At 45.2% G+C, this 11,939-nt stretch carries 11 protein-coding genes and 2 pseudogenes; 4 read left to right on the top strand and 9 right to left on the bottom strand.

The window, feature by feature from the left end:
- Window positions 1–119: 119 nt before the first annotated feature.
- The 5 genes and pseudogenes from ACEVJK_RS14210 to ACEVJK_RS14230 form a co-directional block, all read right to left on the bottom strand.
- Window positions 120–392 (bottom strand): annotated as a pseudogene (locus ACEVJK_RS14210) (helix-turn-helix domain-containing protein); the annotation flags it as partial.
- 81 nt (window positions 393–473) lie between these two features.
- Entirely contained in the window at window positions 474–2,393 is a 1,920-nt protein-coding gene (tet, locus tag ACEVJK_RS14215) for a TetM/TetW/TetO/TetS family tetracycline resistance ribosomal protection protein (protein ID WP_374740888.1), read from the bottom strand.
- A 345-nt stretch (window positions 2,394–2,738) separates the two neighbouring features.
- A complete protein-coding gene (locus ACEVJK_RS14220; RefSeq protein WP_105310308.1) occupies window positions 2,739–3,329 on the bottom strand; it encodes a GNAT family N-acetyltransferase in 591 nt (196 codons plus the stop codon).
- Between the two features lie 12 nt (window positions 3,330–3,341).
- Complete coding sequence (locus tag ACEVJK_RS14225) at window positions 3,342–4,205, bottom strand: GNAT family N-acetyltransferase (protein WP_105310309.1); 864 nt, start codon at window positions 4,203–4,205, stop codon at window positions 3,342–3,344.
- A 25-nt stretch (window positions 4,206–4,230) separates the two neighbouring features.
- Window positions 4,231–4,587: a nuclear transport factor 2 family protein gene (locus ACEVJK_RS14230; protein WP_074924845.1), complete on the bottom strand. Its 357-nt coding sequence runs from the start codon at window positions 4,585–4,587 to the stop codon at window positions 4,231–4,233.
- A gap of 212 nt (window positions 4,588–4,799) precedes the next feature.
- Between ACEVJK_RS14230 and ACEVJK_RS14235 the strand changes: the two genes are divergently transcribed.
- The 4 genes from ACEVJK_RS14235 (at window position 4,800) to ACEVJK_RS14250 (ending at window position 8,052) form a co-directional block, all read left to right on the top strand.
- Window positions 4,800–5,156 carry a helix-turn-helix transcriptional regulator gene (locus tag ACEVJK_RS14235; protein WP_158683094.1) on the top strand — a complete coding sequence of 119 codons (357 nt, stop codon included), beginning with the start codon at window positions 4,800–4,802 and terminating at the stop codon, window positions 5,154–5,156.
- Between the two features lie 250 nt (window positions 5,157–5,406).
- Entirely contained in the window at window positions 5,407–5,736 is a 330-nt protein-coding gene (gene mobC, locus ACEVJK_RS14240) for a plasmid mobilization relaxosome protein MobC (protein ID WP_105310311.1), read from the top strand.
- On the top strand, window positions 5,697–7,040 hold the full coding sequence (locus ACEVJK_RS14245; protein WP_105310312.1) for a relaxase/mobilization nuclease domain-containing protein: 1,344 nt from the start codon (window positions 5,697–5,699) through the stop codon (window positions 7,038–7,040). Before mobC ends, ACEVJK_RS14245 begins: the two co-directional genes overlap by 40 nt.
- 118 nt (window positions 7,041–7,158) lie before the next feature.
- Window positions 7,159–8,052, top strand: coding sequence for a Bro-N domain-containing protein (locus tag ACEVJK_RS14250; protein ID WP_105310313.1), 894 nt, complete (start codon window positions 7,159–7,161; stop codon window positions 8,050–8,052).
- A gap of 562 nt (window positions 8,053–8,614) precedes the next feature.
- On the opposite strand, the gene ACEVJK_RS14255 is transcribed toward ACEVJK_RS14250, so the two are convergent.
- The 4 genes and pseudogenes from ACEVJK_RS14255 to ACEVJK_RS14270 form a co-directional block, all read right to left on the bottom strand.
- Complete coding sequence (locus ACEVJK_RS14255; RefSeq protein WP_226978925.1) at window positions 8,615–10,432, bottom strand: antirestriction protein ArdA; 1,818 nt, start codon at window positions 10,430–10,432, stop codon at window positions 8,615–8,617.
- Window positions 10,433–10,446: 14 nt separating this feature from the next.
- Window positions 10,447–11,157, bottom strand: coding sequence for an antirestriction protein ArdA (locus ACEVJK_RS14260; RefSeq protein WP_105310315.1), 711 nt, complete (start codon window positions 11,155–11,157; stop codon window positions 10,447–10,449).
- Window positions 11,157–11,834 (bottom strand): annotated as a pseudogene (locus tag ACEVJK_RS14265) (DNA topoisomerase); the annotation flags it as partial. The pseudogene ACEVJK_RS14265 and the gene ACEVJK_RS14260, both read right to left, overlap by 1 nt.
- Window positions 11,835–11,854: 20 nt before the next feature.
- The gene (locus ACEVJK_RS14270; RefSeq protein ID WP_374740829.1) at window positions 11,855–11,938 is read right to left on the bottom strand and encodes a hypothetical protein; all 84 of its coding nucleotides are present in this window, start codon (window positions 11,936–11,938) and stop codon (window positions 11,855–11,857) included.
- Between the last annotated feature and the right edge of the window lies 1 nt (window position 11,939).

Below are 11,939 nucleotides of genomic sequence, written 5' to 3' on the forward strand. Positions count from 1 at the left end.
GCGAGAGACACCTTCTTTCGTAAATGTTGCAAATGTTTGTTTTGGCACTTTCATTATACAACACATGGAATCGAGGTGTCTTTCTTTTATGCAAAATCACGAACTTGCTCATTTATAGTATCATACTTATTAAACGGTCGTTTTGTTTTTTCCATATTTGTTTCCATTTTTATGATTACCTCCTTCGCAAGATCATCCATGTGGACTCCAAAAAGAAAGCAGATTTTTTTCAACGTATTTATATCGGGTTCATTGACATCCCTCTCCCAATTCGATAGCGCCTGCCGGGTAACATTTAATTCCCCGGCTAATTCCTCTTGTGTCATTCCCGATTGTGTCCGCAGATGACGTATTTGCTTTCCTGTTGTAATATCTGTCTGTTCCTTGTTCAAAATAGTTCCTCCTCTCTGCTACTGATTCTATCAATGATATTCCGCAATAGCCAGCAATGAACGCTAGCATTGCGCAAGACCTTACATGATCTTCTGAAACATATGACGAACCTTATCCAGCCGGCTATTGGGGCGGCGGGGCTGTACTGCAGGTTCCCCTGAAGTTTCCTGATACCCTTTCAATTCCGTCAGGCAAACACTTCTTCCATTTGTGTAGAAATTCAGATCGCTTTTGTATTCCCCAATCCGTCTTGCCGGTATTTCTCCAGTTAAGATCGCTTCATTATTTTTTATTGAAGTTGTTTCAATTACCGCATCGTATTTCACAGCATCATGATAAGCCCGTGAAAGATATTCCTGCGGTGCAAACAGGGTAAAAGAAAGATAGGGTTCTAAAACCTGTGTTCCTGCTTTTTTTAATGCCAGTTCCAGCACAATGGGCGCAAGAAAGCGGAAATCTGACGGAGTACTGACTGGGCTGTAATAAATTCCGTATTCAAAACAGATCCTGCAATCTGTCACCTCCCATCCATACACTCCCTGCTCCAATCCATACTGAATCCCTTCCATAACTGCGTTTTGAAAACTTTGGTTTAAATAACCAAGTGACACCTTGCTTTCATATTCTGTTCCGCTCCCAGCAGGAAGGGGAGTGACTGCCAGACCAATCGACGCCCAAAAGGGATTTGGCGGCACTTCAATATGAATTGTATAATGCGCCTCTTTTCGTGGTCTTTCCATATAAATGACCGTAGGCTCTTTTACCTCTGCCTCGATGCAATATTTTTCATTCAATAAAGAACAAACAACTTCTAACTGTACTTTCCCCAAAAAGGAAAGAATGATTTCATGAGTGACAGGATCAATCACAAAGCGCAGAAGCGGATCAGTATCCGCAATCTCTGTAAGGGCATCCAGCAACACTTCCCTTTGCTCTGCTTTGGCTGGCTCTATCGTTGTCCTAAGAAGCGGCAGGGGATTATCCGTCCATGCCTTGCGTGGCAACAGTTTTTCGTCTCCCAGAATATCATTTAACTTTAATGTGTTGTCAGACAAAATAACAATCTCCCCGGAATCAGCAGTATCTGTCTGGACAATTTCTCCCTTAAATGGAATTGACATCTCTGTAATCTTAATCTTTTCCTTTTTTTGCAAAAAAATCGTTTCCCGTAAGCAAAGCGTACCACTATACAGCCTTACATAGCACCGTCGTTTTTTCTGCTCGGTATATTCAATTTTAAAAACGTACCCGCACAGTTCCGATTGACAGTTATCCGTTTTCGATGAAAAAATATCTGTGATTACATCAAGCAATTCTTTTGTCCCGATATTCTCTTTTGCGCTTCCATGATATACCGGAAAAAAAGTTCCCTGCTGTACCCTTCGCTTTATTTCTTCCTGAAGTTCCCGCAATGTCAAAGGCGCTCCTGAAAGATATTTTTCTAAAAGATCATCATTCCCGGCAATCACAGCATCCCACTTTTCAAAATCCGCAACGTCGGAAAGTGTTAGTTCTGAAAATAAATGAACTTCCTGCATAACCATCATATCTTCTGTCAATTTTTCTCTGATATTTTGATAAGTCTGTGCAGGAACAAAGCCTTCCTGATCGATTTTATTGATAAAAATAATGGTTGGTATCTTCATCTTCCTCAGCGCATGGAACAGCACTCTGGTCTGTGCCTGTACGCCATCTTTTGCAGACACTACTAAAATCGCTCCGTCCAGAACTGATAAAGAACGGTACACTTCTGTCAAAAAATCCATGTGTCCCGGTGTATCTACAAGATTCACTTTGTACTCTTTCCAGTTAAAAGACGTAACGGCAGCCTGAATGGTAATTCCCCTTTGACGTTCCAAAGCCATAGAATCCGTTCTTGTTGTGCCTTTATCTACACTGCCCGGTTCTATGATTGCCCCGCTTGTATACAGCAGGCTTTCTGTCAGTGTTGTTTTTCCTGCATCAACGTGTGCAAGAATGCCAATATTGATTATTTTCATGTGTCATCCTCCATTCACAGCCAAAAAAAGGCATAAAAATCCCCAGCAGCAAAATACTCTTACCGCTGGGGATTTAATCTTTGGACATACACATAAAAGACATACGCCAACAGACGCTTGTCACTTGTCTTGCTATGTCAATATATAAGGCAAAAGTATTTTTAAATAGGCACAAAAAACCAAGCCCTTGTTCCAAAGGACATCCCAAAGTTTTTTGTTCCCACTATTTGGTTATAGTTTTATTTAAGAATACCCTGCCGCATATTTTTTAACTCCTTTTTGGAAATATCATGATTATAACACATCCGCACCCGAAAAGCAAGCATGAAATAAATCTTTCAATCATCACAATTCTAATCTCATAGAAATGACCTCCTGAAATCCGGCTATGCGGGAGCAAAATCCTTTGGGATTTCTTCCAAACTCGACAAATCCAGCCTGTTCATACATAGAAACGGCTCTTTCGTTTTCAGCAACCACATTAAGTTCAAGCTGGCTATAGCCCGCTGCTTTAGCACATTCGATACATGAAGCCAGCAAAGCCTTACCAATTCCAAGCCCCCAATATTTTTTCGCAACGCTGATGCCAAATTCTGCCCGATGCCGTACCTTATACTTTGTACCGATTGCCTCGATTCCTGCTGTTCCTGTAATGACACCGTCAACTATGGCAATCAGTTCAATCTCCCTTTCACTCTCAGCCTTTTCTTTCAGGAACTGGCTTTCCTGTTCGGCATTAAAACTGTTTTCATCTGGATATGTAAGCAAATAATCGGTTTCGCTATGTGTCAGATTGAAATTATCCAATACAAGCTGACCATCACTTTCTGTTCCATTCCTCAAACAACATTCCACACCATTACTTAACATTATTGTTTTATTATATCTCATGCCTGCCCCTTCACTGACAACCGCCCTTAAAGTCAGCTTCTTCATCTATGCAATATCCTAAACAGAAAAATATTTTCTCATTTCATATTGTTTAACAAATACACGAAACTTCATTTTCTTCAAAAATATGTTTAATGCCTGATCTCGCTCATCCACGTTTATTACTTTCATCTCTAAACTCTTTGTTTGTTTCGATAAATCCAACAAAATCTCTGTGGCAACTCCCATTCTGCGATATTGAGGATGTACCGCTAACTGCACAATATCTCCTTTTATTTTGTCCACAATACCATAGCCGATCAGGTTTCCGTCAAATTTAACAATCGTATAAGAAAAGGATCTGGCGATTGCGCATACAGCATCTTTTGCGTTTTGCCATGAAGGTGGATACGTCCAAAAATCCTTGACTATTGTCCATTGAGCTTCTTGTATTTTTTCTGGATGTTCCAGTTTCCACGCTTTATATATGCCTGGTTCTTTTATCCCACCTGTCAGTTGGTAACAATTCAATACTCTGTCAACTTGAAATCCCTGCTTTTTATATAAAGTAAGCGCCTTCTCATTATCCTGAATCACTTCCAGCTGATACACTCTGATTTTATTTTTTATACATATAGCACTGACCAGATTCAATAATTCCCCCATGATTCCTGTTCTGCGAAAATCAGGGATAACTCCTGTTCCGAGGTCATAGACTGTTTTTTCATTATCCCACTCTCTCACTCCATTCAAGATAAAAGCGACAAGCGTTTTATCTACAAAGGCTCCAACTGAAACCGCAGGCATAAATCCATTTCTTTTCAACATTGTCTCAAAGGATTTAAAAGACATATCAACTGAAACCTGATAATCAGAAAATGCCTGTGTAAACGCTTCGTATATACAAATGGAATCTATGTTTTCCAATGTCCGGTATTCCATATTTTCTCCTACTAAAATGTCATATTTACTCTATTGGAAGATTGTGCTGTTTCAAAAATGAGAGTTTATCCCAATAGCCTCGTTGGAATAAAATCTTTCCGTTCACCACCTGAAAAAAGCCACATCCCCGTAACCCCAATGGATCACGCCATTCAAGGATTGCCCATTGCCCATCCTCAAAAATATTTTCTACGATAGCTGTCATATCCGCTGTTGAAAATTCGGCTGTAAACATGGTACGGATTGCTTCAATGCCTACTACTGGCTCATTCGCTACTTGGTGATTTGTCGCATTTTCATGATAAAGAGCTGTAATTGCTTCCACATCATGGTTATTGAATGCATCTACCCATAACTGAACAACTTCTTTCGGTCTTAACATGGTAGTAATCCTCTCCTTGTAATTTCATAATTTTTCTTGTTTGTGCTATTGTATTTGATAAGCAAATGGTTTTTTCTTGCCATTCATATGATTATACCTTGTCATGTCAAGAATATCAAGCCGAAACATGAATTATTTTGGCTTATGTTGGGAATTGTGTAGACATATTCAATGAGAAAAAGGAACTGTAAAATGTAATCGGGTGAATGAATATGGCAAAAAGACCTGTAGAAAAAATCGACTTTGGCCCCTATGGGTCAGCAATTAAGGCGGCGAGGACAGGACAGAAGGAGTCTCGTAACAAAGTAGGTGATGAGATGTATCTTTCTCCCCGCTATCTCGCCAATATTGAGAATAAGGGACAACATCCGAGCCTCCAAATCTTTTTTGAGCTCATGTCCCGCTATCATATCTCCGTGGATCAATTTCTTTTTGGGGATACGACATATGGGAAAACTACGTTGCGCCGACAGCTTGACGCTCTGGCAGATGAATTGACCGATCGGGAAATCGGAATTATCATTGCCACCGTACAAGCCGTGTTGGATGCCAGAGAAAAAGGGGAGTAACCATGCTCCTGACACAACTGGACAGAGAATGAGAAACGCTATGAACGAATGAAGTTTGTAGCGCTTTTTCTTTGCATTTTCGGTAGCCAAACGGAGGTTTTCGGGATTACCTAAGTACGAAGAACTAAAGAACAGCAAGCACAGCAAACGAGTACCCGTTTGCGATTTTTCTAATTTTCAGGTCCTTTGCCCGAAAATGAAAAATGCTTGTTGGGATAATCCCAAACCCTTAGAAGAACGGAGGAAACCGATGGCGAACCGAAAGAGAAATATTCAGATGAAGTTTTGGGTGACAGCCGAGGAAAAAGGGCTGATAGATGAAAAGATGAAACTGCTCCCCACACAACGGTATGGGGCTTATCTGCGGAAGATGGCGATTGACGGATATATCATCTACACTGACACCACGGACATAAAGGAGATGAATAAAATCCTGTCAGCCATCAGCAGGAACATCAACCAGATCGCAAAGCGGCTCAATGCGGGAGGTTCCGCCTATGCGGCGGACATTCAGGAGATCAGGGAAAGGCAGGATGAGATATGGCAGTTACAAAGACACATCCTATCAAAACAACGCTGAATAAGGCCATAGCCTATATCTGCAATCCTGGGAAAACGGATGAAACCCTCCTGGTGTCCTCCTTTGGGTGTTCCGCAGAAACCGCCGACATAGAATTTTCCTGGACACGCCGCCATGCCATAGACAAGGGCACCAACCTGGGTCGCCACCTGATACAGGCATTTTCTCCTGGGGAGGTCACGCCGAAACAGGCCCATGAAATCGGCATGAAGCTGGCAAATGAAGTGTTGGGCGGCAAGTATGAATTTGTCCTCACGACCCACATAGACAAGGGGCATATTCATAATCACATCATTTTTAACTCTGTCAGTTTTGTGGATTATCGGAAGTACCACTCCAACAAGCAGAGCTATCATTTCATCCGCCGCACCAGCGACCGGCTATGCAAGGAATATGGTCTGTCCGTGATCGTGCCGGGACAGGACAAAGGGAAGCGCTACATTGAACATACCACAGAGAAAGCGGGAACCAGCTATAAGGCGAAATTGAAAACAGTCATTGACCGGCTCATTCCCCAGGTATCTGATTTTGAGGAACTGCTGAAAAGGCTGGAGGCAGAGGGATACGAGATCAAGCGGGGTAAGTACATTTCCTGCAAAGCCACGGGACAGGAACGGTTTACCCGTCTGAAAACCCTGGGCGTAGATTACACGGAGGAAGCCGTTTCCTCCAGGATTGCCGGAGGCCTCCGCCCATCCAAGCAGCCGAAGTTAGGCAGTCAGAAGATCAGCCTGCTCATTGATATACAGAACAATCTCAAAGCCCAGGAAAGTGGTGGCTTTGCACATTGGGCGAAGATCAACAATCTAAAGGAGGCAGCCCGTACATTCAATTTCCTCACGGAACACGGCATTACCCACTATGAGCAGTTACAGGGTAAGGTTGATGAAGTGATGACGGAACAGGACCGGCTCCTGTCCTCCATCAAGGCAAAGGAACAACGGATAGGCGAGATCGGCCTGCTGATAAAGCACGTTTCCGCCTACCGGGAACACAGGCCAGTCTATGAGCAGTACAGGAAATCTTCCGACAAGGAAAAATTTCTGAGAGGACAGGAAAGCCAGATCATCCTCTTTGAGAGTGCTGCCAAAGCCCTCAAACAGATGGGCGTTCAAAAGTTGCCAGATATTACTGCCTTGAAAAAAGAGATGGACTCCCTCACCGCAGAGAAACAGCAGGAGTATGGAACTTATCAGAAAATCAAAGTTCAGGTAAAGGAACTGGATACCATCAAGCGGAATGTGGACCAGTTCTTATCTGCACCACAAAAGGAAGAACGGGAGAAGAACAAGGAACGAGGGTAAGCGTTCATTGAAACACAAAAGCATACATGATATAATTTACAAAAGTAATTTTTTCAGGTGGGGTACAAATTGTACCCTACCTGAAATGGAATAGACATTAAAACGGGAGGGCAAAATAATGAGCGAAAAAAATAATTCAATCCAAATGTTTGAAGATAGACAAATCCGCACTGCCTGGAATGCCGAGCAGGAGGAATGGTATTTCTCTGTTACCGATGTTATCGCTGTCTTGACCGATAGTGCAGACCCAAAACAATACATCAAAAAAATGCGTTCCCGTGACTCTGAGCTTGACGCAAGGTGGGGTACAATTTGTACCCTAACTTCAATGGTAGCAAGTGATGGAAAGAAATATCGGACAAATGCCGCAACAATGGAGGGGATTTTCCGTATCATCCAGTCTGTTACTTCTCCCAAGGTTGAACCGCTGAAAGCATGGCTTGCGAAAGTCGGCAGCGAGCGTATCGAGGAAACCATTGACCCGGAGAAGGCCATTGACCGCGCTTTTGCTACATATCTGAAAAAGGGATATGATGAAGACTGGATCAATCAAAGACTCCTGACTATCCGTGTCCGCAAAGAGCTTACAGACGAATGGCAGAAGCGTGGCGTACAGGAGGGAAAAGAATTTGCCATCCTGACGGATGAGATTACCAAAGCCTGGGCGGGTATGTCTACCCGTCAATATAAAGCCTTGAAAGGTTTGAAAAAAGAAAATCTCCGTGATAACATGAGCACCACAGAGCTTGTCTTAAATATGCTTGCGGAAACTTCCACAAAAGATATTTCTGCCGCTGTTCATCCTGCGGGATTTGAAGAAAGCCGCAGAGTTGCCCGCAGAGGCGGTGAAGTAGCCGGAATTGCGAGAAAGGCCCTGGAAGAACAGACAGGTGCCCTGGTTGTTACCAGCATGAAGGCCGCAGATTTCCATAACCTCCTTACTTCTATCATAGAGGCTGCCCCTGCTCTGATTGAGGAAGAAGATGGTGAGGATACCGATAATAACGAATAATTCTGCACCGTGGAAATGTGCATAACAGACCATTACACCGATGGAAAACGCATTCACAGTACATGGAAAAGCCGGGGCTTTCCCACATCCTGCAAACGCCGTTTCCCACAGTTCCATGATACAGCCAGTTATACACATTCCCACAGCGCCTACGACTGCGAACATCCATCCATTCTTTCCTACCTGGATAAAAGAGAATAAGAGCATAAAAAATGGGGAGTACAGCTACCACCACACAAGCGGTAACTGTACTCCATTTTTGTGTCTGGAAAAGTGGCGAAAATCGACACTTTTTCCTATCATTTTGCCCCGTAGGGAGGCAGAGGACAAATCCTATTGCCTATGTATTTTGAGCCTTGCAGAGCTGATAAAATCCTCTGTTTTCAACCTTTTTCCCGCCTCTTTTTTGCCCTATCTGTCTGGTAGAGAGGACAGGCAACAATTCCAGCCCGGAAACTCTGCTTGCAGCTATGGATACATTTTCTGCAGATCTTGTTGTACTGCCGCCTGCCGTTCTCCCCAAGAAAGAAGCTCCATTCCTGTTTCCACTTTTTACTTCGGCTCATAGTTCCGGCTCATCCTTTCCGGGCTTGCCGAGCTCCGGGGGCTTTCGCTCGGCACATTCCTTTTTGGCCTGAGAGAGCTGCCCCAGGACAGAGGGCTTATCCATTCCCGGCTCCTTATCCTTTGACCGTTCTCCGTTGTTAATGATACCGTCAATCATACCGTAATCGTCCTCCACCTGAACCTCTGCATTTTTCAGATGGTTCTTTGGGTCTGTCAGCATAAGCAGAAAATTCTCCCGATCATCCACGGTTAGATCAGGGAGGGCTCTCACCAGATCAATTACTGCCTCCTGCACAAGTGGACTTTCTTTGAAGTGTTCCACCAGGCACAAGTTGTCCAAGTCAATCCGGTTTCCCCGTACCAGAGGATACTCCATACCGCTGTATATGCTGCCATCCTCCAGGGTGAAGCCGATACCTTTTATGCCGTGAAGCCGATTTGCCGGGATTGCCTGGTATGCGGCGACCGCCTCCTGCAGGGTCAGGTTGTTATGGTATTCTCCTAAAGAGGGAAACTCCATACACTCCGCTGTATAAAAGGTGATCTGCCCCATATCCGGCTCTGCCTTTTCTGGCTGCTGTTCCAAAAACTCCGGAACTTCCTTGTATCCAAAACGGTCACAGAAATGGGCGGTCTCTTTCCCATATTCCTGCAAGACTACCACGTCCGACACAGAAAGACTATGTCCCCGGAAGTTATCCGGGCGGTGGATATTGAGATCGGTATAAATGCTTTCCAGGTTCTCTCTAGGGGTGAACGGGGCAGCGTAGACCGCCTCATAGTTCGCCCGGTCAATAGAAAGCCCGGCAGCCTCCAGATACTCGCTGCCCTCAAAGTGGTATGGGTGAAGTTCCTCTACCTCTTTTAGCTGATATACGGTGTAGGTGTTGATACCATATTCCTTTTCATAATCGGTGAGCCGTCCGATCAGCGGAGAGGTTTCTTCTCTAAGGTCCATTTCCCGGCTCATATTGAGAAGTCCGGTTTTGATAAGGGAAGTGTTCCCGTCAAGGAGGGCGTCAGCGATCGCCTCCCTCTGTACCTGCTCTTTTGGAAATGCCTGTTCATAATCGGCACTGTATCCCCGGAAATGTAAATCCAGATCGAGGGCAAGTTCCGTTGATACATCCAGGCGGTCAAGGTCAGGTTCCAGTTCTTCCACTTCCTCCGGGGAGACCATCACGCGGTATTCCTCCGGGATATTCTCACGGTCTCCGTCATAATATTCCTCAAAGCGGCTCTGATTGTCATACACATAACCGTAATCGGTGAAAGCTCCCGTGTCTCCCAGGGCAATATCACGCCCGTATGCCTCATAGTCGATATAGTTCTGCAGGTACTCCGGCACCTGCATGGTTCCCAGCTCGTCAATGTAATACCGGCCCAGATCGTCGTAGTCGTCAATGCCGGGGTACACATCATATTTATCCAGATTGTCAGTCAGGTTGATAAGGTCTTTTAAGCTGCCGGTGTAGTCGCTGATCTCCATAGCTGCCTGGAAGTGTTCATATTCCGACTCGCCCAGTTCCTCCAGTTTGGAAGCCAGGTAGTTGAGTTCGTCTAGGTTCTCGTATTCCCCTAAGAGGTTATAGAGTCCATCTACATAACAGTCATAGTCCGTGATGAACCATTCCTCATAGGGATTGCCGAAATCATCCGCAGAGCCAATACCGATACGCTCAAATACTTCCTGCAGCTTTTCCGGGGTAGTAGGGAACTTTACCCATTCCCCCACAAGCTCGCCCTCATTGTATTTTCCCAAGTTGGTGATAAATGCTGCAAACGGAAATTCGCTGTCATGGCTGTATCCCATATAATTGCACCTCCTTACAGTTCCGGCCCGTGTTTGTCTGCTTTTGGCGGCAGCACCTCACGGGCGGCACATTCTTTCTTTGCCTGTTTCAAAAAATCCTTGACGGAGGGTTTGACCTCCTTGTCCTGTTTCACCGTAGGTTTTTCCCGCTCCCATTCATCCCCGGATAAGAGGACATACCCCTTATCCGTGAAATATCCGTTGTCCTGTTCCCGGACTTTGCGACCGAAAGCCTCCGGGTCAATGCCGGCTTTCCACACCTCCGGCATTTCTACCATGCCGCTCTCATAGAGCTGGTAGCGTCCCAGAGCCTCATCACTGTTCATCCCCGGAATGAGGATGAAATAATCAAAGTTGTGGGGATACTCTTTGAACTGCTCAAAGTCCGTCAGCCGCAGGGGTGTTTCCTGGACGGCCATCAGCTTGTTAAATTCATGGTCGGGCAGATCGGAAAGTTCCTGTGCCAGCATTGCCAGATCATCCACATGGGCGTACATGGGGAGAGCCAGCCTAAGCCCTGGTACATTCGAGACATAATCATCAAAGAAATACATATCCGGCGTGGCAGAGATCGGCAGTCCAATCTCTGTAAAGGCAGCGGTGATTTCCTCTGCATTTGCCGGGAAATAGAGCCAGGTTCCGGCATTGTCACGTTCTCCGCTGTCATAGGCAGCCGTGTTGGTGATATACGCCTTGAAAATATAATCAGAGGAATTATCCTGCATTAGCGGCCTCCTTTCCCTTTGGTGAACTCGGTCTTAAAGTTGATATACTTCCCGCCTGTATCCTCCATCACGATAACCGCGTCATAGGTGGTATCTTTCTTTTCGGAATAGAGCCCCTTGACTTTGGTTTTCCCTTTAGAGAGCAGATCGGCGGCCATCTTCTTTGTCAGCTCTTTTCTGCGGGAAGTCCAGAAACGGTCATTCTTCCACAGAACAAAGCCGCAGCCCCGGTCTCCGCAGTAAAAATTCTTCTTTCCCTCAAAGACTGGCTGGCCGCAGCGGGGACAGACACCCACAGACTCTTTCTGCGGGGCAAACAGCTTTTGCTTGTCCTCGGAGATATGGGAGTAGCGGGCGATCAGTTCTTTTGCCATGCTTTCAATCCCCTCCATGAATGTTTCCGGGGAAAGTTCTCCCTTTGCCACTAAGGACAGCTTATTCTCCCAGTCAGCGGTGAGTTGGGGCGAGGTCAGGACTTCCGGGAGGACCGTTACCAGATTGATACCGTTCCTGGTAGGGATAAGGTTCTTGCCCTTACGCTCCACAAAACCGGAGGACACCAGCTTTTCAATGATGGAGGCCCTGGTGGCAGGTGTGCCAAGCCCTTTCCGCTCCACATCATCCGGCATATCCTCTGTTCCTGCGTGCTCCATAGCAGACAGCAGGGTATCCTCTGATACATTTTGTCAAGGTGGTTTTAAGAAATTTTCCCGCAATCGTTCATAATGAGCCGCTTGATTTTATCGCTCATGGTTTCCTTGCTGGTGGTGCTGAAGTGGATT

It is taken from the genome of Flintibacter sp. P01028 (assembly GCF_041925235.1).
In the GTDB taxonomy this organism is placed as follows: Bacteria; Bacillota; Clostridia; order Oscillospirales; family Oscillospiraceae; genus Lawsonibacter; species Lawsonibacter aceti.